Origin of the sequence: Halorubrum ezzemoulense DSM 17463, assembly GCF_002114285.1 — an archaeon.
Classification (GTDB): domain Archaea; phylum Halobacteriota; class Halobacteria; order Halobacteriales; family Haloferacaceae; genus Halorubrum; species Halorubrum ezzemoulense.
In genome coordinates this window covers 1-24,910 of record NZ_NEDJ01000049.1, presented here as the reverse complement: position 1 = coordinate 24,910, position 24,910 = coordinate 1, and the positions used below count along the sequence as shown (strand labels likewise).

25 protein-coding genes, 1 tRNA gene and 2 pseudogenes are annotated in these 24,910 nt (G+C 71.1%); 13 read left to right on the top strand and 15 right to left on the bottom strand.

The genetic code is table 11. The annotated features are described in order from the left end of the window. Positions 1–161: 161 nt before the first annotated feature. A pseudogene (locus B9H04_RS19625) lies at positions 162–233 on the top strand (PGF-CTERM sorting domain-containing protein); the annotation flags it as partial. 32 nt (positions 234–265) lie between these two features. Here the strand turns inward: B9H04_RS19625 and B9H04_RS12780 are convergent. Further along, on the bottom strand, positions 266–1,513 hold the full coding sequence (locus B9H04_RS12780) for a pyridoxal-phosphate dependent enzyme (RefSeq protein WP_085682765.1): 1,248 nt from the start codon (positions 1,511–1,513) through the stop codon (positions 266–268). 239 nt (positions 1,514–1,752) lie between these two features. On the opposite strand from B9H04_RS12780, the gene B9H04_RS12775 reads away from it, so the two are divergent. Further along, a complete protein-coding gene (locus B9H04_RS12775; RefSeq protein WP_049931064.1) occupies positions 1,753–3,075 on the top strand; it encodes an NAD(P)/FAD-dependent oxidoreductase in 1,323 nt (440 codons plus the stop codon). A 25-nt stretch (positions 3,076–3,100) separates the two neighbouring features. Here the strand turns inward: B9H04_RS12775 and B9H04_RS12770 are convergent, their stop codons facing one another. The 6 genes from B9H04_RS12770 to B9H04_RS12745 form a co-directional block, all read right to left on the bottom strand. Further along, complete coding sequence (locus B9H04_RS12770) at positions 3,101–4,279, bottom strand: thiamine pyrophosphate-dependent enzyme (protein WP_049931067.1); 1,179 nt, start codon at positions 4,277–4,279, stop codon at positions 3,101–3,103. 22 nt (positions 4,280–4,301) lie between these two features. After that, positions 4,302–4,784, bottom strand: a complete 483-nt coding sequence (locus tag B9H04_RS12765) for a hypothetical protein (RefSeq protein WP_049931069.1) — start codon at positions 4,782–4,784, stop codon at positions 4,302–4,304. Between the two features lie 179 nt (positions 4,785–4,963). Continuing rightward, entirely contained in the window at positions 4,964–6,004 is a 1,041-nt protein-coding gene (locus B9H04_RS12760; RefSeq protein WP_049931071.1) for an NAD(P)-dependent alcohol dehydrogenase, read from the bottom strand. Between the two features lie 165 nt (positions 6,005–6,169). Further along, positions 6,170–6,952 (bottom strand): metallophosphoesterase, encoded by a 783-nt coding sequence (locus B9H04_RS12755; RefSeq protein ID WP_049931072.1) that lies wholly within the window; start codon positions 6,950–6,952, stop codon positions 6,170–6,172. Further along, positions 6,949–7,728, bottom strand: a complete 780-nt coding sequence (locus tag B9H04_RS12750; RefSeq protein WP_049931074.1) for a J domain-containing protein — start codon at positions 7,726–7,728, stop codon at positions 6,949–6,951. The genes B9H04_RS12755 and B9H04_RS12750 overlap by 4 nt, the downstream gene beginning before the upstream one ends. Before the next feature lie 115 nt (positions 7,729–7,843). Continuing rightward, positions 7,844–8,101 carry an MTH865 family protein gene (locus B9H04_RS12745; RefSeq protein ID WP_049931076.1) on the bottom strand — a complete coding sequence of 86 codons (258 nt, stop codon included), beginning with the start codon at positions 8,099–8,101 and terminating at the stop codon, positions 7,844–7,846. A gap of 174 nt (positions 8,102–8,275) precedes the next feature. Between B9H04_RS12745 and B9H04_RS12740 the strand changes: the two genes are divergently transcribed. Continuing rightward, on the top strand, positions 8,276–9,328 hold the full coding sequence (locus B9H04_RS12740) for a M42 family metallopeptidase (RefSeq protein ID WP_085682764.1): 1,053 nt from the start codon (positions 8,276–8,278) through the stop codon (positions 9,326–9,328). A gap of 7 nt (positions 9,329–9,335) precedes the next feature. Here B9H04_RS12740 and B9H04_RS12735 read toward each other — a convergent pair whose 3' ends face one another. Beyond that, positions 9,336–10,637 (bottom strand): MFS transporter, encoded by a 1,302-nt coding sequence (locus B9H04_RS12735; RefSeq protein ID WP_049931080.1) that lies wholly within the window; start codon positions 10,635–10,637, stop codon positions 9,336–9,338. Positions 10,638–10,911: 274 nt separating this feature from the next. Between B9H04_RS12735 and B9H04_RS12730 the strand changes: the two genes are divergently transcribed. Beyond that, positions 10,912–11,796: a substrate-binding domain-containing protein gene (locus B9H04_RS12730; RefSeq protein ID WP_049931082.1), complete on the top strand. Its 885-nt coding sequence runs from the start codon at positions 10,912–10,914 to the stop codon at positions 11,794–11,796. A gap of 3 nt (positions 11,797–11,799) precedes the next feature. Here B9H04_RS12730 and purH read toward each other — a convergent pair whose 3' ends face one another. After that, positions 11,800–13,404, bottom strand: a complete 1,605-nt coding sequence (gene purH / locus B9H04_RS12725) for a bifunctional phosphoribosylaminoimidazolecarboxamide formyltransferase/IMP cyclohydrolase (protein WP_049931084.1) — start codon at positions 13,402–13,404, stop codon at positions 11,800–11,802. 167 nt (positions 13,405–13,571) lie between these two features. On the opposite strand from purH, the gene purB reads away from it, so the two are divergent. After that, a complete protein-coding gene (gene purB, locus B9H04_RS12720) occupies positions 13,572–15,059 on the top strand; it encodes an adenylosuccinate lyase (RefSeq protein WP_085682763.1) in 1,488 nt (495 codons plus the stop codon). A gap of 7 nt (positions 15,060–15,066) precedes the next feature. Here the strand turns inward: purB and B9H04_RS12715 are convergent, their stop codons facing one another. Further along, positions 15,067–15,717: an SDR family oxidoreductase gene (locus tag B9H04_RS12715; protein WP_049931088.1), complete on the bottom strand. Its 651-nt coding sequence runs from the start codon at positions 15,715–15,717 to the stop codon at positions 15,067–15,069. Positions 15,718–15,807: 90 nt separating this feature from the next. On the opposite strand from B9H04_RS12715, the gene B9H04_RS12710 reads away from it, so the two are divergent. From B9H04_RS12710 to B9H04_RS12690, 6 genes are all read left to right on the top strand, one after another. Further along, entirely contained in the window at positions 15,808–16,161 is a 354-nt protein-coding gene (locus tag B9H04_RS12710) for a zinc ribbon domain-containing protein (RefSeq protein ID WP_049931089.1), read from the top strand. Between the two features lie 75 nt (positions 16,162–16,236). After that, positions 16,237–16,416 (top strand): hypothetical protein, encoded by a 180-nt coding sequence (locus B9H04_RS12705; RefSeq protein ID WP_049931091.1) that lies wholly within the window; start codon positions 16,237–16,239, stop codon positions 16,414–16,416. Between the two features lie 154 nt (positions 16,417–16,570). After that, complete coding sequence (locus B9H04_RS18770; protein ID WP_155120033.1) at positions 16,571–16,741, top strand: hypothetical protein; 171 nt, start codon at positions 16,571–16,573, stop codon at positions 16,739–16,741. A gap of 42 nt (positions 16,742–16,783) precedes the next feature. Beyond that, positions 16,784–17,452, top strand: a complete 669-nt coding sequence (locus B9H04_RS12700; RefSeq protein ID WP_049931093.1) for a hypothetical protein — start codon at positions 16,784–16,786, stop codon at positions 17,450–17,452. Next, entirely contained in the window at positions 17,453–18,130 is a 678-nt protein-coding gene (locus B9H04_RS12695) for a metal-dependent hydrolase (protein WP_049931095.1), read from the top strand. 85 nt (positions 18,131–18,215) lie between these two features. After that, positions 18,216–19,814 carry a phytoene desaturase family protein gene (locus B9H04_RS12690; protein ID WP_049931097.1) on the top strand — a complete coding sequence of 533 codons (1,599 nt, stop codon included), beginning with the start codon at positions 18,216–18,218 and terminating at the stop codon, positions 19,812–19,814. Positions 19,815–19,835: 21 nt separating this feature from the next. Here the strand turns inward: B9H04_RS12690 and B9H04_RS12685 are convergent, their stop codons facing one another. Further along, positions 19,836–20,369: a PAS domain-containing protein gene (locus tag B9H04_RS12685; protein WP_049931098.1), complete on the bottom strand. Its 534-nt coding sequence runs from the start codon at positions 20,367–20,369 to the stop codon at positions 19,836–19,838. A gap of 147 nt (positions 20,370–20,516) precedes the next feature. Between B9H04_RS12685 and B9H04_RS12680 the strand changes: the two genes are divergently transcribed. Together B9H04_RS12680 and B9H04_RS12675 are read left to right on the top strand one after the other, a co-directional pair. Then, positions 20,517–22,037 (top strand): matrixin family metalloprotease, encoded by a 1,521-nt coding sequence (locus B9H04_RS12680; RefSeq protein WP_049931101.1) that lies wholly within the window; start codon positions 20,517–20,519, stop codon positions 22,035–22,037. Between the two features lie 393 nt (positions 22,038–22,430). Beyond that, on the top strand, positions 22,431–22,895 hold the full coding sequence (locus B9H04_RS12675; protein WP_049931103.1) for a hypothetical protein: 465 nt from the start codon (positions 22,431–22,433) through the stop codon (positions 22,893–22,895). A 45-nt stretch (positions 22,896–22,940) separates the two neighbouring features. Here the strand turns inward: B9H04_RS12675 and B9H04_RS19235 are convergent, their stop codons facing one another. The 4 genes and pseudogenes from B9H04_RS19235 to B9H04_RS12660 form a co-directional block, all read right to left on the bottom strand. Next, positions 22,941–23,387 (bottom strand): hypothetical protein, encoded by a 447-nt coding sequence (locus tag B9H04_RS19235; RefSeq protein ID WP_248648645.1) that lies wholly within the window; start codon positions 23,385–23,387, stop codon positions 22,941–22,943. A gap of 33 nt (positions 23,388–23,420) precedes the next feature. Beyond that, a pseudogene (locus B9H04_RS19230) lies at positions 23,421–23,648 on the bottom strand (HNH endonuclease); the annotation flags it as partial. A 221-nt stretch (positions 23,649–23,869) separates the two neighbouring features. Beyond that, positions 23,870–23,941, bottom strand: a tRNA-Ala gene (locus B9H04_RS12665). Between the two features lie 80 nt (positions 23,942–24,021). Next, positions 24,022–24,570: an SRPBCC family protein gene (locus tag B9H04_RS12660; protein ID WP_049931104.1), complete on the bottom strand. Its 549-nt coding sequence runs from the start codon at positions 24,568–24,570 to the stop codon at positions 24,022–24,024. Positions 24,571–24,910 lie beyond the last annotated feature (340 nt).

The window sequence follows — 24,910 nt, the reverse complement described above, 5'->3', positions numbered from 1 at the left end:
TGGCGTCGAGCGGCTCGGCCCGAAATTCTATTACCCCAAGTTCCGCAAGTTCTGATAGCCTCTGGCCGAAGGCAGGACGGTCTTCATACATACCCGTTTTTGCCGGGCCAGAGGCACTAATGCTCCTGGTTCCGCCAGTCTACTGAAGAGCGGGCGCGGAAGTCCCCGGATTTGGTGTCGTCGCGGCCGCGATCGCGCTGCTCGCCACTGGCCTGCTCGCGCGGCGCGATTGAATCGAATCGGTCGCTGACCGCCGGTTCCGTTTCTAAATCCCTTGTCCCATCAGGTGGCTGCGGAGGACATCGGGCGTCTTCAGCCCGGCGTCGCTGTTGAGGAGCACGACGGTCTCGTCGCCGTCGAAGAAGCCCTCCTCGGCGAGCGCCCACGCGCCGGCGGGGGCCGCGCCGCCCGTCGCGCCCATCTCGACGACCTCGTTCTGCGCCACGGCGACCGCGCTCGCGAGGATGTCGTCGTCGTCGACGCCGACTGCGGTCCCGCCGCTCTCGGTGACCGCCTCGACTGCCGCGGCGCCGCCCGCGGGGTCCGGAATCTCCAGTTCGCCGCAGATTGTGTCGGGCGTCGACCACGGTTCGGGCTCGTCGAGGCCGCGCTCGACGGCGGCCGCGATCGGCGCGCAGCCGGACGCCTGCGCGGCGACGACCTTCGGGGTGTCATCGACCGCGCCGATCCGGGCCAGCTCGGCGAACCCCTTGTTGACGCCGGCAACGACCTCGCCGGATCCGGTCGGGACGACGACCACGTCGGGGGTGTCACCGAGATCGGCGACGAGCTCGAACGCGATCGTCTTCGCGCCCTCGTGGCGGTACGGCGTGGCGAACTCGCCGAGGTCGGTGTAGTCGGTCGCGAGCTGCTCGTCGACCGCGTCGGCCGCGTCGGGGAAGCGCCCGCCGACGACACGCATCCCGCCGCCGTGGACGTTCGTCATCGACTTGTTCGAGAAGGCGCACCGCGAGGGGACGAACGCGTACGACCGCAGGTCCGCCCGGCCCGCGTACGCCGCCATCGATTGCCCGGCGTTCCCCGGGCTCGCGCAGACGAGCGGCTCCACGTCGCCGCCGGCGGCGGCCCGGGCCGCCACCGCGGTCGTCGCGAGCGAGAGGCCGCGGTCGAGGACGGTCCCCGTCGGGTTGCGCCCCTCGTCTTTGACGTACACCGCGTCGACGTCGAGCTCGTCCGCGAGCCGGTCGGTGGCCACGAGCGGCGTCCCGCCCTCCCCCGCGGTGAGCGCGCCGTCGGCCGGGAACGGGAGCAGGGCGTCGAAGCGCCAGTGGCCGCGCGCGGTCGCGGGCGCGGTCCGCGCGTCGCCGCTCGCGCCGCGGGCCGCCGGGTCGAAGAGGTCGTCGGGGTCGACGGCGTCGTAGTCGTAGACCGGGTCGAGTCCGCGCGCCCGCTCGTCGTCGTCGATGGCCGCCGCGTCGGCGGTCTCGTGGACGCGTCCCGACGCCCGACTCTCCAGCCCGCGAAACGCCGGCGTGGTCTCGAAGTCTGCCATACCGAACCTTGCGGCGGCGGCGACTAATCGCTTCGCACTCGGGTGCGGATGACCGTCTCGACGAGACCCCGAACCGCGGTGGCGCGAGGCGCTGTGCGGTCGCCGTCGGGCGGGGCTTCGGAGTGGACTGTGTCGATCAGCGATTTATCAGAAGCAACGCGGCCGAGCGGCTGTGGCTTCGCCAATCGAATCGCCTCGACCCGCCGCCGCTTATAAACCCGCGACCCGATACAGCACATATGAACGGAAACGCCACGGTCGTCGGCGGCGGGCTCGCGGGGCTCGTCGCGGCGACCCGACTCGCGGAGGCGGGCGCGGACGTGACGCTGTACGAGCGACGCCCCGAGGTCGGTGGGCGCGTGCGGACGGAGACGGTCGACGGGTTCACCGTCGACCGCGGCTTCCAAGTCCTCTTCTCGAGCTACCCCGCCGTCGAGCGCGAACTGGGCGCCGACGGGCTCGACGACCTCGACCTCCGGACGTTCGCGCCCGGTGCGACGATCTGCCGGCCGGGCTCGCGCTCGACGCTCGGCGACCCCCTCCGCGACCCGCTGTCCGCGATTCCCTCGCTTTTGAACGACGAGGTCTCCTTCTCCGACAAGCTCCGGACGCTCGCGCTGCGGTACGACCTCGGAAACCGCGACGAGGGCGAGTTCTTCGCCGGGCGCGACGCCCCGATCCGCGAGTACCTCCGCGACTGGGGGTTCGCCGACGACTACGTCGAGAACTTCGTCGAGCCGTTCTACGGCGGGATCACCTTAGACCGGAGCCTCTCGACCTCGAAGCACGTCTTCGAGTACACGTTCCGCGCGATGGGCCGTGGGTCGATCGGCGTCCCCGCCGAGGGGATGGCCGCGCTCCCCGCCGCGCTCGCCGACCGCGCCCGCGAGGCGGGCGTCGAGATCGAGACCGGCGGGGACGTGGAGGCGGTCCGGATCGCCGGAGGGGGCCGGATTCCCTTCCGAACCGGAGCGGCCGACGCGGACGGTGCGACCGTGGAACTCGCGGACGGTACGACGCGCGAGACGGACGCGGTCGTCGTCGCGACCTCGCCGCCGGAGGCCCGGCGGCTCACCGGCGTCGAGTCGGCCCCGACCGAGGGCGTGCCGAACGTGACCGGGTGGTTCGCGCTCCCCGCGGGCGAGTCGTTCGAGACGGGCGGCCGGATCCTCCTCAACGCAGCCGACGAGTCGCCGAACGCGGTGGTCCCGATGTCGGAGGTCGCGCCCGAGTACGCGCCCGGCGACCGCGCGCTCCTCGCGGCGACGTTCCTCGGGCAGGAGTCGCTCGACCGCGACGAGCGCGACCTCCGCGACGACGTTCGGGACGCGCTGGACGCGTGGTTCCCCGACCGCGACTTTGGCGGCTTGGAGACCCTCGACGTCCACCGGATCCGGTTCGCACAGTTCGCGCAGCCGCCGGGCGTCCACGCCGACCTCCCGAAGCCGGACGACCCCGAGGGCCCGGTCGTCCTCGCCGGCGACTACACGGAGTGGTCGTCGATCCAAGGCGCCCTAGAGAGCGGCCGGAAGGCGGCGAACGCGGCGGGCGGGCACCTGTAGCCGGCCCGGTCGCCTCGCGGCCCCCTCACTCCTCTCGCAGGAACGCCTCCTCGCCGCGTTCCGCGACGGCCGCGAGCAGGTCGTCGCGCTGACGGCGGGTCTCGGGCGAGAGCCCGGCGAACGCGTGGTCGAACATCGCGGCGGGGTCGGCCTCAACCGACTCCGCCGCGTCGATCGCCGCGGCGACGACATCGTCCGCCTCCTCGCGGATCGCCGCGACGCCCTCGTCGTCGATGCGATCCGTCTCGCGGAGGAACGCCTCCATGCGGCCGAGCGGGTCGAGCGCGCGCCACGGGTCAACGTCGTCGGCGTCGCGATAGGCCGTCGGGTCGTCGGCGGTCGTGTGGGCGCCGAACCGGTACTCGACGAACTCGATGAGGACCGGACGCGGGTCGTCCGCGGTGCCGTTGCCGCCCACCTCGTCGCCGCCGTCGCCGTCACCGCCGCGTCGGGCACGCTCGGCAGCCTCCCGCGTGACCGCGTAGCTGGCGAGCGGGTCCATGCCGTCGGCGCGGACGCCGTCGAAACCGTACGCGGTCGCCTTCCCGGCGAAGGTGTCGCTCGCGGTCTGTCTCCCCCTCGGGACCGAGATCGCCCACCCGTTGTTGTGACAGCAGAATACCGTCGGCGTGTCAAAGACGCCGGCGAAGTTCATCGCCTCGTGGAAGTCGCCCTCGCTGGTCGCGCCGTCGCCGAAGTGGCAGGCGACGACGCGGTCCTCGTCGCGGTGGGCGAACGCCCACGCGGCCCCGACCGCGTGCGGGAGGTGGGCCGCGATGCCGATGTTCAGCGGGAAGACGTTGCCGTCGGCGATCGCTTCCGTCCCGGCCTCGTGGCCCATCCAGTAGGGGAGGTACTCGGAGAGGAGGTCGCGGACGACGGCCGCGCCGTGCTCCCGGTACTGGTAGCTTATCAGGTCGCGGTCCGCGAGCGCGTGCGTCGACCCGACGGCCGACCCCTCTTGGCCCGCGCAGGGCGCGTACGTCCCGATCCGGCCCTGTCGCTGGAGGCTGACGGCGCGCTCGTCGAATCGACGCGTGACGACCAGATCGCGGTAGATAGCGCGGAACCGCTCGTCCGAGAGGTCCGGCACCGTCGCGTCGGGCAGGGGACTCCCGTCCGGCCCGAGCACGCGATAGACGTCTTCGTCGGCGAGCGGATCGGTCGCGCCGTCGCCGGCGTCGTCGACGCCGTTCTCGTCCATGCGCAACGAGTGTGCGCCGCAGTCACAAGGAGTTAGCGGTCGCGGCGGCCTCCGACGCCCGCCGGCTCCGTCGCCGGAGGTGCGTGATCGGGAGCCCGACGAGGACGCCGGCGACGGCGACCGCGCCGAGTACGAACCCGACCAGCAGCCGCACGGGCCCGGCGGCGAGCATCTCGAGTCCCCAGATGACCACGAACCACGCCGTCCAGAGCGCGCCGGTGAGGAGCGCGGTGAGCAGCCCGAAGGCGGCCCCACGGAGATACGTGGGCGCGTCCGGCCGCTCGACGAGGGCCCACCAGACGAGCGTCCCGACGACGAGCGCCGGGGTCGCGAGGAGCGGCATCCCGGCCGCGGGCGGGAGACCGACCACGTCGGCGAACAGGCCGAGTACGTCGGCGAGCAGCAACGCAGTGAGGGCGGCGCAGCCGAGCGCGTACACGCCGGCGTAGAGCGACCACCGCCGAGCGGCGGTGAAGCGGGAATCGGCGGGGAGGGCAGTTTTCATGTCGTATTTCCCCGAGCGCCGGGCTAAATGTCTTCCCGTTGTCCGGTCGCCGGTCACCGGACCGTGGTCGTCACCTCGAACGGGTACGCCCCGCTTTCGCTCGGGGCCTGTCCCGAGACGTCCCACGGGACGAAGAACAGGCCGCGGGCCGCGACGCGGTCCGGCTGTCGGAGCCGGTTTCAGGGCGTGATCACGGCACGGCCGTCGATCTCGCGGTGTTCGAGCTTCTCGGCGACCGCGTTGATCTCGCCGAGGTCGTACCGGCTGGTGTGGAGGTCGACATCTCCCTGCTCGACGAGCGCGACGAGCTCCTGAAGCTCCGCGTACCGCCCGACGATGTTGCCGACGAAGGAGAACTCGCCGTTCACCAGCGCCTGCGACGGCTCGTGGACGTGCCCGCCGTAGCCGATGACGTGGTGGTCGCCGCCGCCGGCGGTGATGTCCGGCGCGTAGGCGGTCGTCACGTCCTCGCCGACGAAGTCGAGCACCTGCGCGGCGCCCGTGCCGTCGGTGATCCCCGCTATCTCGGCCGCCACGTCGGCCTCGCTCGGGTTCACCAGGTGGTCCGCGCCGTAACTGTTCGCCAGGTTCAGCGCCGACTCCTTCAGGTCGACGGCGGTGATCTTTGCCGCGCTCATCGCGTTCAGGCACTGGAGCCCGATGTGACCGAGCCCGCCGACGCCGATGACGACGGCGTGGTCGCCGGGGTTCAGCTCCGCGACCGCCTTCTTGGCCGCGTGGTACGCGGTGATGCCGGCGTCCGCGTGCGGCGCGATATCGATCGGTTCGACCCCGCTCGGCAGCGGGATGACCGCTCGTTCGCTGGTGTGGAGATACTCGGCGAAGCCGCCGTCGTGAGTCAGCCCGTTGAACGCGCTGTTCTCGCAGTGCATCGTCTCGCCGAGCCGGCAGGGGCGACAGGTCCCGCAGGTCTGTACCGGGTGGCAGATCACCGGGTCGCCGGCGGAGACGATCTCGACGTCCTCGCCCGTTTCGACGACCGTCCCCGCGTTCTCGTGGCCCAGCGTCAGCGGCAGTTCCTGCGGGACGTACTCGGCCCACATCCCCTCGATGATGTGGTTGTCCGTCTGGCACCAGCCCGCGCCCTCGACCTCGACGACGACGTCGTCCGGCCCCGTCGCCGTCGGCCGGTCGACCTCGTCGATGGTGAGCCCCTCGCGCATGTCGTCGGTGTACTCGTGGAGTCTGGCTGCTTCCATGTGGGAACGGTTCGCACCGCGTGAATCATAAACGTTCGTTATAGTCTCTCGCCCGACGAGAGGGCGAGGAGATCCACGTCGCCGGCGGTGGGGTTCACCCGTGACACCCTCGGCGAGGCGCTCCCGTGTTTGTCCGGTGCTGTACGCACGGCGGGGCAGAAGCGCTCACAACAGCCGGCGGAACTCGCCGAGCGGCGGGAACCGGAGGGCCTCTTCCGCGTCGCCCGCATCCGCACCGCGGCCCGAGCCCTCCGACGGGGAGTCGACCACGACCGGCGCGAGGCGGTCCGCGTCAGTCACGAGCGGGGAGTCGAACGCGTCGGTCCGCATGTCGTTGACCGCCACGCCCGGCGCGAGGCGGGTGAACGCGGGCAACACGAGGAGGTCGCCCCCGCGGTACGTTCCGGGGCCGCGGAGGAAGCAGGGCCGGCGGTCGCCCTCGATCTCGATCGTCGGGTGGACGTGGCCGATCACGTAGCGGTCGGCGTCGGTCGAGGGCGACTCGTGCCCGTGACAGACGACCGTTCTCGCGACGTGCGTGGCGTCGGCGTCCCGGTCGCCGCTCTCGCTCAGAACGAGCTCCTCGCGGGCCCGCCCGTCCCAGCGGCTCGGCAGGGCGGTGTCGTGGTTGCCGGCGACGAGTTCGAGGGCGGCGCCGCGCGTCTCGCATGCGTCGCGGAGGGCGTTCAGTGTGCCGAGGGTCCTGTCCGTGACTCGGTCGAAGGTGTGGACCACGTCGCCGGCGACGGCCACGGTTCCGGGATCGAACCGGTCGAGGAGGGTTCCGAGCCGGTCGGTGAGGTCCGCGCGCTCGCCGAGCGGGAGCGAGACGGCGGACGCCTCGCCGCGGCCAACGTGGAGGTCGGCGACGACGAGGGCGTCGGCTCCCGGGAGGTAGACAGCGCGGTCCGCGAACGTCGGCCCCGACTCGTGAGCGCGGTCGCTCACCGCCCGTACCCGGACGAGCGCTCGCGGCGACGGCCCGCGTCGCGGTCCGCGTCGCCGCCGCCCGGGCTCGGTCCGCCGTCCGCGTGGTTGCGGGCGGTCGCGTACGCCTCGCGGACACGGCGGAACGACTCCTCGTCACCGCCCTGGTCCGGGTGCGTCTCCTTGACGCGCTCGCGGTACGCGCCCTTCACCGCGTCGACGTCGGCGTCGCGGTCGAGGCCGAGCTCGTCGAACGCGTCGCCGACGGGGTCCGCGCGGCCGGCGCGGCCGCGAGCGGTCGAGCGCCCGGCGGCCCGGTCGGCGCCGAATCGCCCGCCGAAGCCGCCGGCGCCGGACCGGCCGCCGTCCGAACCGGACGAGTCGTCGGTCGCCCAGTCGGGCTCGTCCACGTCGAACGGGAGCCGGCGACCGAGCCCGCGGCCGGGCATCTCGTGTTCACAGAGGACGGTGTAGACGCCTTCGCCCTCCAGCCGGAAGTAGTCGTGCGCGTCGAAGGTGATCGCGACCCCGCGGTCCGGGAGGTAGAAGGGGACCGACACGCCGTCGAACGCGCGGTCCTCGTCAAAGCGCTCGCCGGCGGCGTTCAGGTACGTCCGGATCTCGCGGCGGCGGCGGTCGTCGCCGGCGGCGCCGCGGCCGCCGGTCGACGCGGCGGGTGCCGGGACGAACCGGTCCCCGAGGTAGAACGCGAAGGCGACCACGGCGGTGGCGACCCCGCCGAGACCAACTCCCCAGAGGACCCACCGCGGCACCAGGCTCGTGAACTCGGCGAACACACCCGCCGTAGCGGCTCCGCGGTAATCAACCTCCCGCCGCCGGTCGGCGGCGACGCTCGGCGGTGACAGTCGGCGGCGGATCGCGAGGAGAAACGCGGTGAGGCGGTCGACCGACTCAGAGCATCCCTTTCGCGTCGAGCCCGTCGATGATGTCGTCGACGAGCGACTCGGCGTCGTCGTAGGGGAACTCCTGTTCGCTGCCGAGCTTCGCCGCCATCTCCATCGCGGTGAAGCTCACGTCGCCGGCCTCGAACTTCGTCGCCGGACCGTCCGGGAGGGCCGGGACGAGGTCCATCTGGTTCTCGACGGGGAAGTCTGCGCCGCCGAAGGCGTCCATGAACTGTTCGCGAAGTTCCGCTTTCACGTCGCTCATACACACGACATCCCGAGAGCGACCGCAAAAGGGTTGCGGAACAACGATAAACGTATTTAGGGTTGTCGGATGCGCGCTCGCCGACGCGGCGGGGTCGACCGGTGGAGCGGTCCCGAAGGCCGACGGTCGTGCCGGATCCTGCGGACCTTTGTCGCTGGCGCGTCAGGTGGGCGCATGGCGCGCGAGTTCGACTTCGACCTGCTCCGAGAGCTGACCGAGGCCCGCGGCGTCCCGGGCTACGAGGACGACGTGCGCGACATCGTCCGCCGCGAGTTCGCCGACAGCGCCGACCGCGTCCGGACCGACGCGATGGGAAACGTCGTCGGGACGATCGAAGGCGACTCGGATTACTCGGTCGCGGTCGCGGCCCACATGGACGAGATCGGCTTCATGGTCCGGCACGTCACCGACGAGGGGTTCGTCCAAGTCGACCCCCTCGGCGGGTTCGACGCCCGCGTCCTGCGCGCACAGCGCGTCACCGTCCACGGCGACGAGGACCTGACGGGCGCCATCGGCTCCGTCCCGCCGCACACGCTCACGGAGGAGCAGCGGGAGAAGGACGACGAGGTGAAGGACGTGTTCATCGACCTCGGTCGCGACGCGGAGGCGGTCGAGGAGTCGGTGAGCGTCGGCGACCTCGTCACCCTCGACCAGACCACGACGCGTATGGGCGACCGAGTCACCGGGAAGGCGCTCGACGACCGGATCTGCGTGTTCGCGATGCTGGAGGCCGCCCGCCGGATCGACGACCCGGCCGTGACGATCCACTTCGCGGCGACCGTCCAGGAGGAGGTCGGGCTCCGGGGTGCGAAGGCGCTCGGCGTCGACATTGACCCGGACCTCGCCGTCGCTCTCGACGTCACCGTCGCCAACGACGTGCCGCAGGTGGGCGACCCGGCCGACGCCGTCACCGACCTCGGCGAGGGGACAGCGGTGAAGCTGAAAGACTCCTCGGTGATCGCCAGCCCGAAGGTCCACAGCCGACTCACGGAGGTCGCCGAGGACGAGGGGATCGACCACCAGCACGAGGTGTTGCCCGCGGGCGGCACCGACACCGCGGGGTTCCAGAACACGGCGGGCGCGAAGCCCGTGGGCGCGATATCGATCCCGACGCGGTACCTCCACACCGTCACCGAGACGGCCGACGGCGGCGACGTGGAGGCGACGGTCGACCTGCTGACGGCCTTCTTGGAGTCCGAGACGGGCGATCACGACTACACGCTCTGAGGCGAAGTTAGTCGTCGCCGGGCGCGGCCGGACCCGGATCTCGGGCCGCGCGGTGCGCCCCGCGCGCCTGCCACGCGAACCCGGTGGTCGCGAACGCGATGAAGCCGGCCGCGAGCAGGAACCCGGTCTCGGTGGTCGTCCAGTCCATCGTGGTCCCGACGAGCACCGGCCCGACGACCTGTCCGACCTTCCACGAGACGGAACGGAGGCTCATCGCGCTCGCGACGGAGTCGTACGCCTCGCCCTCGTCGACGAACAGCGACATGCTCGCCGGCAGCCGGATCGAGTCGGCGACCCCGAGCAGCGAGTAGGCGGCGAACAGCGCGAAGAAGGCCCCGCCGAGCGTCTGGGAGTCGCCGAGGTACGAGACGGTGACCGGCGCGACGGTCCCGTCGAAGTACGCCGCGAGGGGGATGATCGCCGTGCCGACCCCGTACAGGAGCGCGCCGACCGCGACGAACAGGTAGGTGCGGTCGTAGCGGTCGGTGAGGTCCCCGACGAACCCCTGCGTGAGCGCCTTCGTCGCCTTCCCGCCCGCCATGATCCAGCCGATGGCGAACGCGGAGATGCCGAACGTCGTCCGGGCGTAGATCGGGAGGAAGATGATCACCGCCATCTTGCCGACGCTGAACGTGAACCGGAAGAAGACGAGCGCGCGCAGCATCGGGAGGCCGAGCAGCGACCGGAACGTCTCGACCCCGCCGGCGTCCTCGGGGTCCTTCCGGCCGCCGGGGTTGTCGCGCAGGAACGCGAACACCAGCACGAACGCGGCGAGCGTGACGGCGGTCAACACGACGTACGTCTCGGAGAAGCCGTAGGCGTACAGGAGGTAGCCGCCGACCAGGTCGCCCGCGAGCGACGAGAAAGAGGCGAACTGGTTGTACGAGCCGAGCCAGCGACCCTGCTCGTCGTCAGGGCTGATCTCGCCGATCACCGTCGCGCCCGTGATCCAGAGGACGCTCGCGCCGAGCCCCTGGACCATCCGCACGAGGATGATGTGAACGGAGCTGTCGACCAGCGCGAAGCCGACGAAGACGCCGACGTTGATTAGGAAGCCGCCGAGCAGCCACCGCTTCGCGTTGCCGGTGTCCACCCACCGGCCCAAGGGGAGGACGATGACGAGCTGGACGACGGCGAACGCGGTGCCGAACAGCCCCTCGATGAACCCCGTGGTCCCGAACAGGTCGGCGTACAGCGCGAGGGCGATGAGGATCGTCGAGTACGCCTGACTGCGGGCGAACGCGGTCCCGGCGAGCGCCGCGAACTCGCGGTCTCCGAGCAGCCGTACCGAGTTGCCGAACTGCGCCACGGTGGTCTCCGTCCGGAGATAACGAGACTGGGAGAGAAAAGCGGCGCAGATCCGGCGGTCCGCGTGGGGTTATCGTTTCAAAATTTCGATACGAAAGGCGGGCGCGGCCGGTGTCCTCTCCGCCGGGACGCCCGTCCGACCCGATCGGCATCGCGGGCCGCACACGGTACAACGACAGGGTCGCGCGGTGCCGACCCGGGGCGCGCAGGTTCTCAGACTGTAACAACGTCCGGTTGCTTAATACGAAAGCGTAGATGAATTCGACTACATTCGTATGCGTCGTCGACAGTACGTGCGGGCGCTCGGTCTCGGCGGTGTCGCCTCGCTGGCGGGCTGTGCGGAGCAGACCGAGGAGCCCGCCGCCCGCCGCGGCTCGGTGACGCTCGCCACCGCCACCACGGCGTACGACAGCGGGCTGCTCCCCGTGCTGAACCGCGGGTACGCAGACCGGTTCGGAGCGTCCGTGGAAGCGGTCGTGCGCGGGACCGGCGCGTCGCTCCGCACCGCCCGCGACGGGGACTGCGACGTGGTGCTCGTCCACGCCCGGCCGCTCGAGGACGAGTTCATCGCCGAGGGGCACGGGATCAACCGGCGCAGGGTGATGGTCAACGACTTCCTGCTCGTCGGCCCGCCCGACGACCCGGCGGGTGCCGCCGGAAGCGACCCGCTGGCGGCGTTTCGGGCGATCGCCGAGACGGAGGCGACGTTCCTGTCGCGGGGCGACCGGTCGGGGACGCACATCCGCGAGCTCCGGATCTGGGACGAGGCGGGGCTCAGTCCCGGTGGCGAGTGGTACCGCGAGACCGGTCAAGGGATGGGCGAGACGCTGACCACCGCCCGGCAGTCGGGCGCGTACACCCTCGTCGACCGCGGCACTTTCCTCGCCGTCGGCGACGACGGCGTCCTGGCGCGGCACGTCGAGTCCGGAATCGACGACCCGCCGCCGCTGCTGCGGAACGAGTACGCCGTCATCCCGGTCAACCCCGCTCGGCACGACGTGGCGTACGCGCGGGCCATGTCCTACGTCGGCTACCTCACCGGCCCCGGACAGTCGCGGATCGAGGAGTTCCGGGTCGACGGGGAGCGGGCGTTCCGTCGGCTCGCCCGCTCGCCCGAGCCCGAGTTCGAGCAGTACGTCCCGAGCGACTGGGAGGGGTGACCCCTAATCGTGCCGGAAGCAGCGCGACCCGGTGAACGCCATCGCCATGTCGCGCTCGTCGGCGGCGGCGATCACGTCCTCGTCGTTGACGGAGCCGCCGGGCTGGATGACGGCCTCGATGCCCGCGTCGGCCGCCTCCTCGACCGCGTCCGGGAACGGGAAGAACGCGTCCGAGGCCATCACGGCGCCATCGGCGGACTTCCCCTCCGCGTCCTTCTCGGCCTTCATCGCCGCGAGCGTCACGGCGTCGACCCGGGACACCTGCCCCATGCCGACGCCCACCGTCTCGGTGCCCGTCGCGAAAAGGATCCCGTTCGATTTCACGTGTTTCAGCGTCTTCCAGGCGAACAGCATCGTCTCGACCTGCTCGTCGGTCGGCTCGCGCTCGGTGACGACCTCCAGGTCGGCGGCGGTCGGCGACTGCCGGTCGCGCTCCTGGACGAGGCGGCCGCCGACGACCGGCTTCTCCGTGAACCGCTCCGAGAAGCGGTCGTCGCCCGCGCCGAGCGGACCCACGTCGAGGACGCGGAGGTTCTTCTTCTCCCGGAGCACGTCGAGCGCGCTGTCGGTGTAGCCGGGCGCGACGACGACCTCCTTGAACGAGTCGGCGACCGCCGTGGCGGTGTCGGCGTCGCACTCGCGGTTCAGCGCGACGATGCCGCCGAACGCGGACTTCGCGTCCGTGCGAAGCGCGCGATCGTACGCGTCCGCGAGGTCCGACCCGACCGCGCAGCCCGCGGGGTTGGTGTGTTTGATCACCGCGGCCGCGGGCTCGTCGAACTCCTTGACGAGGTTCAGCGCGGCGTCGGCGTCGTTGTAGTTGTTGTACCCCATTCCCTTCGCGCCGGGGTTCAGCTGGGCGGCGTCGACGACGCTCGCCTCCTCGCAGCCGTCGTCGACGTACAGCGCGGCGTCCTGGTGGGGGTTCTCGCCGTACCGCAGCGTGGCGGTGCGCTCCTCGGAGACGAAGCGTCGCTCCGGGAAGTCGCCGCCCACGTCGCCCGCGACCGTGACGCGCTCCGGGCTCCCCTCGTCGTCCCGCTCGACGGTCACGCGGTCCTCGGCGAACCAGCGGACCGCCCGCGGGTACGCCGCGAACTCGGCCTCGCGAAGGACGCGCGCCTTCAGCGAGTCGGCGTCGTCGTCCTCGTACACCGGGATCGGTTCCTGGGTGACGACCGGCCCGGCGTCGACTTCCTCGGTGACGACGTGGACCGTACAGCCGGTCGTCCGAACGCCCGCGTCCAACACCTGCTCGTGGGCGTCGGTGCCGGGGAACGACGGTAGCAGCGAGGGGTGGACGTTCAGCGTCGTCGGGACGGCGTCGAGGAACTCGTCGGTGAGCACGCGCATGTAGCCGTCCAGGCAGACGAGGTCGACGTCGTAGTCGGAGAGGCGCTCGACGACCCGACGCTCGTGCGACTCGCGCGATTCGCCTTCCTCGCGTTCGACGACCTCGGTCGGGATCCGGCGCTCGGTCGCGGCCTCCAGCACCGGCGCCTGCTCGCGGTTCGTCAGGACGACCGACAGCTCCGCGCCGCCGGGCGCGGCGTCGGCGATGTGTCTGAGGTTCCGTCCCCGGTTGCTCGCGAGTCCCGCGATCTTCATACGCGAACGTCCGACCGATGGGGTATATCGATTGCGGTCCGCACCGCTGTTGTATCCACATCTGCGGATCGGAACGGGCGTCTCGTGCGACCCGACGGCGGTTCGGATCCACGTCCGTGCGTCACCCTATCGACACGCTTTTGCTGGCGCCGCGGGCAGTCGCGGACATGACCGACGACTCCGAACCGACGGCGGACGACGCCATCGCGGGGCTGTCCCGGGCGGACCCGCTCGCGGCCGTCTCGCCGCTCGACGGCCGCTACGCAGACCGGACGGCGCCACTGTCCCCGTACGCGAGCGAGGCCGCGCTGATGCGCGCCCGGACCCGCGTCGAGGTCGAGTACCTGCTCGGGCTGGGCGCGCTCGACGCGACGCCGATCGCCTTCGACGAGGCGACCGCGGCGGCGCTCCGCGAGGGGTACGGGGCGTTCGACGCCGAGGACGCGCGGCTGGTCAAGGCCCTCGAGACCGAGGGGGCCGCGGGGTACGACGCGACCAACCACGACGTGAAGGCGGTCGAGTACTTCCTCCGCGTCCGGCTGGCGGACATCGCGGAAGGCCCCGACGCGCCGCTCGACGACGCGGAGTCGCTGTACCCGTGGATCCACTTCGGGCTCACCAGCGAGGACGTGAACAACCTCGCGCAGCGCCTCCTGCTCAAGCCCGCGGTGAGCGAGGTGATCGTCCCCGCGGTCCGCGCGGTTCGCGACGCCTTAGTCGAGCTGGCACACGAGTACCGCGACGCGCCGATGCTGGCGCGCACCCACGGCCAGCCGGCGACGCCGACCACGTTCGGCAAGGAGCTGGCGGTGTACGCCGCGCGGCCCGGCCGCGCGCTCGGCCGGATCGTCGTCGCGAACGAGGACCTCTCCGGGAAGCTCGCGGGCGCCTCGGGCACCTACGCGGCCCACCGCGCCGCCTACCCCGAGGTGGACTGGCGGGCGTTCTCCGCGTCGTTCGTGCGCGGCCTCGACCTCGAACACACCGCGCTCGCGACGCAGGTGAACCCCTGCGACGACCTCGCTGCGCTGTTCGACGCGCTGCGGGGCGTCAACAACGTCCTCCTCGATCTGGACCTCGACGCGTGGCTCTACGTCTCCGACCGATACCTCGGGCAGGAGGCCGTCGAGGGCGAGACGGGGTCGTCGACGATGCCTCACAAGGTGAACCCGATCGACTTCGAGAACAGCGAGGGGAACCTCTCGGTGGCGAACTCGGACCTGACGTTCCTCGCCGACTACGTGACGAGCTCGCGGCTTCAGCGCGACCTCTCCGACTCGACGGTCAAACGCAACGTCGGCGCCGCGCTGGCACACTGCCTGATCGGCTACTCGAAGGCCGCGGACGGGCTCGCGACGGTCGTCCCGAACGAGACCGTCATGCGCGAGGAGCTCGACGCGACCCCCGAGGTGATCGGCGAGGCCGTCCAGACGATCCTGCGCCGCGAGGGCGACACCGAGGCCTACGAGCGCGTGAAGGCGCTCTCGCGCGGCCGGTCGGTGACGCTCGACGACTTCCGGGAGCTGTTCGCGGACCTCGACGTCGACGACGAGGTCCGCGCGGAACTGGCGGCGCTGACGCCCGCCGGCTACACCGGGCTCGCCGACGAGCTCGTCGACGGGGTCGGCGACGCGGGCGGGTCGACGAACGAGTAGCGACGCTTCAGCGCTTGCGAACGTCGATCTCTCGCGTCGCGATCCCCTCGTGGTCGACGAGGCGGCGGTACTCCGCGGCGAGGGCTGTCGCGTCGATCGCTGTCGGTCCGGCGTCGGGACGGACGGGGGAGCCGATCCGGACGTACGTGACGGACACGTCGTCGAGGGCCGCGTCCAGCGAGAGCGCGAGCCCCTGGGCGGCCGGCGCGACCGCTCCCCACTCGACTTGCGCCGTCACGGGCGGCTCCGCGAACGTCGTCCCGCTGAAGAGGACGGTCCCCTCGGTCTCGCGGAGGTCCGGCAGCGCCGCGCGGACGCACGCCATCGACCCGGCGACGCGCACGTCGAAGAGTTCGCGGAGCCGGTCGGCGCTCGCGTCGTCGACCGGGTTCCCGCCGCCGCCCGACGCGTTCAAGACGAGCACCTCCGCGGGACCGAGCTCGTCGCGAACGCGTTCGAGGGCCGCCTCAACGGCAGCGTCGTCGGTCACGTCGGTCGGGATCGCGACGGCGTCCCCGCCGAGGTCCGCAGCGAGCGTGCGCACGTACTCCTCGGAGCGCGCCAGCAGCGCGACCGCGAACCCGTCGTCGTGGAAGCGCCGCGCGACGGCGGCCCCGATTGTCGGGCCGACGCCCGCGATCACGGCGACTCGCGTCATACCTGATCGGGGCGGCCGGCAATCATATACGTTGGGTTGCGGCGGGTGAGGGCACAAGGTGTTTACCGCTCGCTCGCGGATCCGGGCCCGATGCCCTCCGAAACCGACGACGAGACGTACTCGATATTCGGCGACGACGAACTGATCGAGAACGAGGCCGATGACGAGCGCGAAAACCGGCGAAACGACTCCGGCGGCCGCGGCGACGGGTCCGGGCCCGACGACCGCCGCGACTCGCTCGGCGGGAGCGGCGAGGACGGCTGCCCGAAGTGCGGCGGCACGGAGACGGAGACCGACGAGATCGCCACCAGCGGGACGGGACTCACCAAGATGTTCGACGTCCAGAACCGGAGCTTCGTGGTCGTCTCCTGTGCGAACTGCGGCTACTCCGAGCTGTACAAGGGCCAGTCGTCGGGCAACGCGATCGACTTCTTCCTCGGGTAGGCCGCGGGGTGACGACGGACGGCCCGAACCCCCGCCGAGCGATCGACTTTTCTCGGGAGCGCAACCAGCCGCGGTATGGTCTCCGTCCGACCGCTCGCGTCCCTCCCGGTCGTCGCCGCCCCCGCCCGGTACCCGTACGCCCGGCGGTTCGGCGAGGTGAATGGTGACCCGGTGCTCTGGACGATCGACGCCGCGCCCGAGGCCGCCCTCGCGACCGCGCTCGGGATCGTCGGCCTGCTCGCGGTCTCCACCTGACGAACCTGATCGCGGGCGGCGCCCGGCTGGTGGCCGTCGCGCTGCTCGGCGCCGAGGCCGGGACGGACGTCGGCGCCGCGAGCGACGGCGACGCGTCACGGTCGACCGGGGAACGGAGACGCGCGGCGCCGCCGACCGCGAGCGCGATGTCCCGGTGCGCGACGCCGGGGAACAGGCCGACGCGGGCGAGACCGCTGACGCGGGAGCGAACAGCGAGGCGGACGGGCCGGACGCCGACGACTTCGAGTTCGGCGATGACCTCGCCGATCCGCACGCGGGCCATACGGGAGGCGACGCCGACGGCCGTCGGGACGGGCGCGACTGACCCGCCCGGAGCGCTTATTCGCCTCCGAGCGTCAGGACGGACATGGCTCCGACGCTCGTGAGCGCGGCCGTGGGGGCGCTGCTCGCGGCCGCGCTGCTGGGCGACGCGTTCGATCGGCGCGCGGTCGCGGTCGTCGTCGCCGCCGCGGTCCTCCCCGGCCTCGACGCCGCCGCGAGCCTCGCCGTCCCCGGCGCGACGAACGCCCTCCTCCACGCCGTCTGGGCGCCGCTTCTCGCCGGCGGACTGCTCTACTGGGACGGGGAACTGCGCTCGGCGTCGACCCTCCGCGAGCAGGGCGGCCCCCGAGCGGTTCGGGTCGCGTGGGTCGCGCTCGCGTCGTTCGTCGTCGCCGGGGTCGGCGCGACGCTGTTCGCGGGCGAGGGCGCGGCGCTCCTCTACCCGCTGGAGGACGCGCGCTACCTCGTCCGCGGTCGATTGGTGTTCTCGACTCAGGAGGGGGTCGTCCAGACGTTCCTGACCCCGGGCGCGACGGGGGCGGGGATCCTGCCGATCGAGCGCGTCGGCGGGGCGGTCGCCGACCCGGTCTCCTCGTGGATCAACCCCGACGGGCGACCGGGGTTCGATCCGGGTGCCGACCGCGAGTTCCGGTTCGTCGAGGCGGGGTGGCAGTTAGTCGTCGTCGCCGCCGCGGCCGCGACGCTCGCCGTCCGGTTCCGGTTCCGCGGCGAAGGCGCGGGGGTGAGCCGCTGAATGCCCTCGACAGTCGTCCACGCCGGGTTCGCGCTGCTGCTCGCGGCGGGACTGCTCGGGGCCTACTACGACCGGCGTGCGCTCGCGGTCCTGCTCGTCGTACTTGTCCTGCCGGAGGCGGACAGCTTCCTCGGGCCGATCATGCCCGGCGCGCACCGCACGGTCGGGCACAACTTCGTCTTCCCCGCGGTCGTGGCGCTGGCGCTGTACGTCGACACGCGGGTCCGGGAGCGGTCGTGGCTCCGGGACCGGCTCTCGCCGCGGTGGATCGCGGTCGCGTGGGTCGCGCTGTGCGTCCACGCGTTCGCGCACGTCGCGATCGACTGGACCCACCTCGACGGGGTGAACGCGTTTTGGCCGCTCCGCGACCGGTTCTTCCAGCTGGACGGCAAGGCGGTCTACTCGACGGCCGACGGGTTTGTCCAGACGTTCGTCGACGTGCGGGTCGACCCCGAAAGCGGGTCGCGGACCGTCGACGCGGGCGCGGGCGGCACCAGCGAGTCCGTCCACGTCAACAACCCAGTCCAGCCGCGCGACCCGGACGTCGACGTCGAGGAGCCTGTCGACCGGCGCTTCCCGATCGCGAACAGCGGGTGGCGGCTCTACCTGATCGGGCTCGGGCTGTTCGCGCTCGTCGCCCGGCGGTTCCAAGGCGACGGCGTCGCGGACGACGCCTGACGGCCCCCCGAGATCCGGGGGACTGCGGCGCCCCTAACATGGTATGACCGCAGGGTAAACGGTCTCGGACGCGTAGCGAGACGTAATGACACCCCAACCGGACGCGGACCTATTGGAGGCGACCGAGCCGCTGGCCGGGGAGTCGATCGCCGTCGTCGGCGCCGGCTTCGGCGGGCTCTCGACGGCCTCGTACCTCGCCGACGCCGGGGCGGATGTGACGGTGTTCGAGCGCAACGAGCACCCCGGCGGGTACGCCGGGCGGATCGAGCGCGACGGGTTCCGTATCGACACCGGCCCGTCGTGGTACCTCATGCCGGAGGTGTTCGACCGGTTCTTCGAACACTTCGGGCGATCGACGGACGACTACTACGACCTGGTCGAGCTCGACCCGCTGTACGAGGTGATCTGGAAGGACGGCGACCGCGCGTCGATGCCGGCCGACCGCGAGGGACAGAAGGCGCTGTTCGAGTCGTACGAGTCCGGCGCGGGCGACGTGCTCGACGACTACCTCGCCGACGCCGCGGAGGCGTACGAGCTCGGGATGGACCGGTTCGTCTACCCGAGCCGGTCGCGGCTGCGCGACATGGTCGACGCCGACGTGCTCCGGTCCGGGCGGGCGCTGCCGAAGCTCCGCGAGATGGACGACTACGTCGGCGACTACTTCGACAGCGAGAAGCTCCGCCAGATCGCGGAGTACAAGCTGGTGTTCCTCGGGGGGTCGCCGTACAACACGCCCGCGATCTACACGCTGATGAGCCACGTCGACATGAACCTCGGCGTCTACCATCCGACCGGCGGGATCGCGAGCGTCGTCGACGCGATGGCCGACCTCGCGCGCGACCTCGGGGTCACGATCCGGACGAACGAGCCGGTGACCGCGATCGAGCCGTCGGTGCCGGCGGCGACGCCGACGTTCACCGTGGAGACGGAGCGACGCGCGATGGGCGAGTCCACCGCGGCGGCGCGGTCGGCGCGCTTCGACCGCGTCGTGGCGAACGCGCCGCCGCCGCACGTCGAGCGCGACCTCCTCCCGAGCGGGACGGTCGACCGCGAGTCGTACTGGGAGTCGCGGACGTACGCGCCTTCCGCGTACCTCTCGTACATCGGCGTCGAGGGGGACGTTGACCTCGACCACCACACGCTGGTGTTCCCGACCGACTGGCGGCCGCACTTCGACGACATCTTCGACGAGCCGGCGTGGCCCGACGACCCCGCATACTACGTCCACGTCCCGTCGAAGACGGACCCCGAGGCGGCGCCCGACGGGCACGAGGCCGTCTTCCTGCTCGTCCCGCTGGCGGCCGGGTTGGAGGACGACCCCGAGACGCGCGAGCGGTTCCGCGACCTGGTGTTCGACGACCTCGCCGAACACGCCGGCGTCGACTTCCGCGAGCGGATCGTCTTCGAGGAGACCGCCTGCGTCTCCGACTTCCGGCAGCGGTTCAACGCGCCCCGTGGCACGGCGCTGGCGCTGTCGCACACCCTCGAACAGACGGGGCCGCTCCGCCCCGCCCACCGCGCCCCCGGCGTCGACGGCCTCTACTACGTCGGCGCGTACACCAACCCCGGCATCGGGATGCCGATGTGCCTGCTCAGCGGCGAACACGCCGCCGAGGCGGTCGTCGAGGACGCGACCGGCGGGGGCGTGCTCCCGTCCGTCGTCCCCACGTCGACGCTGCGGTGAGGGGCGCGTTCGGGGGCGATTTTACTTGACGCCCGCGTCCGGCCCGTCGATCGGCTCCGGCTCTTGGACCGCGACCCAGTGCGTGACGGTCCCCGCGTCCCCGAACAGCGGCCGCAGCGTGACGCGGTTCGCGAAGGGAGTACCGTCCCGGCGACGGTTGCGGAGTTCGACGGTGACCGCGGACCACGTCGACAGCGCCTCGCGGAAGTCCGCGCGGGGGTCGGCGGCGGCGTCCGGATCCTGAAACAGCCGGGGGTTCCGACCGCGGAGCTCGTCGAGCCCGTAGCCGGTCCACTCGCGGAACCAGCGGTTGACGTAGACGATCGGCGTGTCGCGGTACGCCGGGCCGGTGAGCGTGAGGCCGAGGGGGAGGTCGTCGAGCGCGCGGACGCGGTCGACGAACAGCGCCTCGCGCTCCCGCTCGGCGGGGGCGTCCGAGTGCGTCGGGAGCGTCACGCCGTCGAGGTCGTACTCGTCGGTCAGCGCAGAGAGGCGTGTCCGGAAGGCCCCGCGGTCGGCGTCGATCGCCGCGAGCACGTCGCTTCGAAGCGTCACGTGTGCGGTTAGGCGCGGACGGACAAGCGCGTGTCGTTCCGTGAGATGGGGAGCACGGAACCGACCGGACGCCGGTCGCGACCGCCGAGCGGGGCGGGTGAGTGGAACGAACGTTATGTGCGTCCGGGTCGGAGGCTGTGATCACTGATGCGTGAGACCACCGCCGTCCTCGCGGTCGCGCTGCTCGTCGCGCTCGCCGGCTGCGGCGGGCTCGGCGGGGAGCTGGCCGGCCCCCCCGGAGACCCGTCACCGTCGATCGAGTCCGTCTCCGCCCCGGAGTCGCTCGGCCACGACGAGCGGGCGACGGTCGCGGCGACCGCGCGGTGGGAGGGGCTCGCGGGCGACGGCGGATCCGCGGGCGAGGGGGGTTCGGCCGCGGGACTCGACCCGGTTCGGGTGACGGTCCGGGTCGGTGACGCGACGTTGGTCGCCGAGAACCGGTCTGTCCCGGCGAACGGGACGCTGACGGTGACGGCCGGCGTCGACGCCGCGGCGCTCGACCCGGGCGAGTACGACCTGACGGTGACCGTCGGCGGGGCGACGGCGACCCGCTCGATCGTCGTCGAAGAGGCCCGCGCGGCGACGTTCGCGGTCTCCGCGATCGACGCCCCCGACAGCGTCGAGTACGGCGGAGACCTCTCGGTGGCGGCGGCGGTGAGGAACGTCGGCGACCGGGCCGGGACCCAGACGGTCCGGATCCGGTACGGCGCGGGAGCGAGCGCGAACCGGACGGTCGCGCTCGACGGCGGCGCGGAGCGCCGAGTGTCTGTCACGTTCGCGGACGTGCGACGCGACGGCGGCGCCCACCCGCTGGTCGTGACCACCGCGAACCGGACGCGGGAGCGCGCGGTCGCGCTGTCGCACCCGAGCCCGTACGGGGAGACGACGCTGGGCCTCTACGCCGACGACGCGGCGGTCGACCGGAACGTCTCCGGCGTCGCGGCGGCCGCGACGGGGTACTGGGAGCGGAACGACGAGCGCTACCTCGGCTATCCCGTCGCCTACGAGCGGGTGAGCGACGAGTCGCGGGCGGACGTCGTTCTCCGGTTCGACCGCGTGGAGCGCTGCGGCGTCGAGGGCAACGACACGCGGTACTTCGGCTGCGCGGACCTGCTCGTCGACGAGCCGCGGACGCCGATGACCGCGACCGTCGATCCCCGGGTCTCCGACGCGGACATGAACGCGACGATCATCCACGAGCTCGGCCACGTTCAGGGGCTCGAACACGGCGAGGAGCCGGCCGGGCTGATGAACGCGACGAGCACGCTCGCGACGCATCGGCCCTTGAAGATCCACTTGCGCGACGACGACGGCGCGGTCACGGGGCCCGTCGAGGACGAGGTGGCCGCGGCGCTCGACTACTTCGCGGGCCGCGAGGATATCGTCGGGAGCGACCGGTTCGCGTGGGAGTTCGTCGACAGCGCGCGCGACGCCCACGTCCAGATCACCTACGACGAGCGCGGGGAGGTCTGTATCACGGACGGAGGCGGCTCCTGTACGGTCGACGGCGAGTACTACGGGCAACAGGACGTGCGGCTGGAGGAGCTAGACGAGGAGGTCGTCGCGTGGCACGTCGGGTGGTCGTTCGCGCCGGCCCTGCTGGAGGAGGTGCCGCCGGAGCTTTCTCGCGAGACTGACCGGCGGGAGCGGGAGGCGTGGCCGGAGTAGGGTCGGGCGAGCGAGTGTGCTCTCGACGCGGGGATCGAGGAGACCGACCGCCTCATCGACTAGATCCTCTGCGACTGCTACGACCTGACGAACGAGGAGAGCAGGGCCGTGGAGGCGGCGGTCGCGGAGTAGGGACGGGAACCGGGAATAACGTCTTTCCACCCCGTTTCCGTACCGGAGCGCGCGGCACGGCTCACGACGAGATACATCGGGGCGGAGCGATCCTCGAACGCGACCGACGCGGCCGCCGATCCCGACGGCCAGCGGTCCGAGTCCGCGACCTATCCCGGGCTCCTGACCGCGCGGACCGCGGGCGGCACCTGCCACCTCGCGCCGGGGTACCACGGCGAGGCGACGACGCTGCCGGACCGCGCGCTCGGCCCCGTCGACGGCGTGGTCGTCGAGGAGGCGGGAACGCGCTACGAGAGCCTGCTGCTCGACGACCGCCGGCGGCAGGCGCAGTACGGCGCGCTCTTGGACGCGGACCTCGACGGCGACCGCGTGCCCGCCTTCGCCGTCGACGTTCCGCCCGAGGGCGGTCGGAAAGGGTACGGGGAGGGCGTCGACGCGGTCACCGAACTCGTGACGGGGACGGCGGCGTTGGCGGCGCTCGGCGTCGTCGGCGTCGCGCTCGGCGCGGCGGTCGCGGCGCTCCTCTGTCTCCCGCTCGCGATGGCGGTGTGTCTCCACGTCCGTCCGCCGAGCGCGGTGCGGCGGCCCGACCGAATCGGCGCGTGCTGCCGCGGGGTCGTCGCCCGCGGCCAACTGCTGAAGCCTGCTCGCTGGCGGCGGGCCGAAGAGGCCCGCGAGCCGGACATCGACGCGCCCGAACCGGACGCCTCGTGGTTCAAGCGATGAGCGACCTGCCGCGAAACTTCTCCGTCCGGGAGACCGTCGCCGTCCTCACGGCTTCCAATTAATCCGATTGCTTTCTGTAGTCCCCGTTATCCGTGTGCCGAGAGTAATTAGCAAAGGTCCGAACAGACCAAACAGAACCGTGGGAATTGCGATAAGAGCTTCAAGCCAGTGAGCGTCTGTCATAATCCTACCTAATCTCTCAATGAATGTCGGATCTTGGCCGGAAACGTACCAAGCGAGGATCCCGAACACGAGGAGATACGACTTGAAGACAATAGATTGGAAACGAAGGCCGAGGATCCCACCAGTAGTTCCGAGTACGAGCAGCACAATAGGTGTGAGAAGCCAGTGTATGCTTCCCGCAGTGGATGATGCTTCACTCAAAATGTAGAAATAACCATAGCCAGCAGCGAGCGGAGCTATCAGGTGCTTAATTACAACGAAGAAGAAAGACGGTAAAATTGTGTATACACGAGACAAGTAGTTATTCACTATATCCTGTTGGTCGTTCTGAGTTGTATCCCGTGTGATGTCGTGCTTGTGTTGACTATTATGACAGTTAACGCAGAGCGTCTGAAGATTATCTAACGAATCAGAACCACCCTCAGATCGTGGCGTAAGGTGATGCGCGTGGAGTTCAGTATCTCCGGAGGACCCACCTCGGGCACCACATTGTTGGCAGGTATAATTGTCACGTGAATAAACTTTTCTGCGCCTCCCGTCCCAATCATCAGGGTAGCTCGAAGCCGCCATATAGCGGTTTTATCTTTCTGATCCGCCGTATGAATATTATTCAAACTTGCTGATATTTAGAATGGCAAATCAGGAGAAGTCACCGCTCGTTACAGGTCTACGTCGCTCGCAGCGTTTCTCGCGGGGCAAAAATACGGACTCGCGGGGGTCCCGCGAGCGAGCACAGCGAGCGAGTGGGACCACACGAGGGAATGACTAAGCGAACGAAGTGAGGAAAAGGATGGACTCGCGGGGATTTGAACCCCGGGCCTTCCCCGTGCCAGGGGGATGATCTACCACTGATCTACGAGCCCTCGAACGCATTCGTTCGTTCCGCGGTGAATATCTTAAGGGCTTCGAATCGCGGACCGACCGGACCGCGCGCCGCCCACGCTCAGATCCGGTCGGAGTCGACGTACACGTCGAGGTCCACGTCGCGTCGCGATCCCTCCAAGTCGCGGACGGCGCGCTCGACGACGCGCTCGGCCTCGCTTCGGATCAGCGGGATCGCCTTCTTCAACACCCAGTCGAACGAGACGAGCCGCGGCAGGTCGAGCGCGTCCGGACTGGCGGAGCCGGGGTCGAACTCGACTTCGAGCGCGACCTCGCAGGGCGCGTCGTCAGTCTCCTCGGCGGCCGCTCCGCCCCCGTCGGTCGACGTCGGCGTCACCCGCCAGCAGCCACCGGCGTCGATGTCCTTCGTTATCTCCCAGTCGATCCGCTCGGGCGGCTCGACGCCGGTCACCTCGGAGCGGGCGGTGTAGGAGATCTTCCACCACGCGAACGTGAGCGCGTACCGGGTGCCGGGGCCGCCGTCGCCGGTGACCGTTTCGACCTCTCGGAGGTACTCGGAGTAGTTCGCGTACTGCGGGAAGTCGAGCAGGAACGCGTACACGTCTTCGGGGTCGGCGTACACCTCCGTGCTCACGACGAGTTCGTCCACGTACGTGGGTTCGCGTGACGCTTATTAAACGGTCCGGCGACCGAACCCGACCGACGGCCCTGGGGTGATTCCCGTCACAGTCGCGGCCGATTGCGGAGTGACGGCGAACACCGTCGAAGCCCCAGCCGCGAGGACTCGCGCGGCTCGCTGTGCGCTTCAGTCGCTCGCTTCGCTCGCTCCTCCCAGTGCTTGCGTCGCCCGGCTTCGTCCTCGCGGCTGCCCCCTCGAGCCCCGCCCCGCCCGGCCCCGCCCCCCCCCCCCCCCCGCCCTCGTCGCGCTCCCCCCCCGCCCCCCGGGGCCCCGCCGCGCAGCGCCGCTCTCTCCCGGCGGCTTGATCCGC

Bases quoted from the DNA above. Each gene is read 5' to 3' on its own strand.
- B9H04_RS12760 (WP_049931071.1), bottom strand. From the start codon at position 6,004: ATGGAAGCAGCCAGACTCCACGAGTACACCGACGACATGCGCGAGGGG.
- B9H04_RS12715 (WP_049931088.1), bottom strand. From the start codon at position 15,717: ATGACGCGAGTCGCCGTGATCGCGGGCGTCGGCCCGACAATCGGGGCC.
- B9H04_RS12765 (WP_049931069.1), bottom strand. From the start codon at position 4,784: ATGAAAACTGCCCTCCCCGCCGATTCCCGCTTCACCGCCGCTCGGCGG.
- B9H04_RS12705 (WP_049931091.1), top strand. From the start codon at position 16,237: ATGGTCTCCGTCCGACCGCTCGCGTCCCTCCCGGTCGTCGCCGCCCCC.
- B9H04_RS12730 (WP_049931082.1), top strand. From the start codon at position 10,912: ATGCGTCGTCGACAGTACGTGCGGGCGCTCGGTCTCGGCGGTGTCGCC.
- B9H04_RS12700 (WP_049931093.1), top strand. From the start codon at position 16,784: ATGGCTCCGACGCTCGTGAGCGCGGCCGTGGGGGCGCTGCTCGCGGCC.
- B9H04_RS12745 (WP_049931076.1), bottom strand. From the start codon at position 8,101: ATGAGCGACGTGAAAGCGGAACTTCGCGAACAGTTCATGGACGCCTTC.
- B9H04_RS12690 (WP_049931097.1), top strand. From the start codon at position 18,216: ATGACACCCCAACCGGACGCGGACCTATTGGAGGCGACCGAGCCGCTG.
- purH (WP_049931084.1), bottom strand. From the start codon at position 13,404: ATGAAGATCGCGGGACTCGCGAGCAACCGGGGACGGAACCTCAGACAC.
- B9H04_RS12740 (WP_085682764.1), top strand. From the start codon at position 8,276: ATGGCGCGCGAGTTCGACTTCGACCTGCTCCGAGAGCTGACCGAGGCC.
- B9H04_RS12710 (WP_049931089.1), top strand. From the start codon at position 15,808: ATGCCCTCCGAAACCGACGACGAGACGTACTCGATATTCGGCGACGAC.
- B9H04_RS12780 (WP_085682765.1), bottom strand. From the start codon at position 1,513: ATGGCAGACTTCGAGACCACGCCGGCGTTTCGCGGGCTGGAGAGTCGG.
- B9H04_RS12695 (WP_049931095.1), top strand. From the start codon at position 17,453: ATGCCCTCGACAGTCGTCCACGCCGGGTTCGCGCTGCTGCTCGCGGCG.
- B9H04_RS12680 (WP_049931101.1), top strand. From the start codon at position 20,517: ATGCGTGAGACCACCGCCGTCCTCGCGGTCGCGCTGCTCGTCGCGCTC.
- purB (WP_085682763.1), top strand. From the start codon at position 13,572: ATGACCGACGACTCCGAACCGACGGCGGACGACGCCATCGCGGGGCTG.
- B9H04_RS12775 (WP_049931064.1), top strand. From the start codon at position 1,753: ATGAACGGAAACGCCACGGTCGTCGGCGGCGGGCTCGCGGGGCTCGTC.
- B9H04_RS12770 (WP_049931067.1), bottom strand. From the start codon at position 4,279: ATGGACGAGAACGGCGTCGACGACGCCGGCGACGGCGCGACCGATCCG.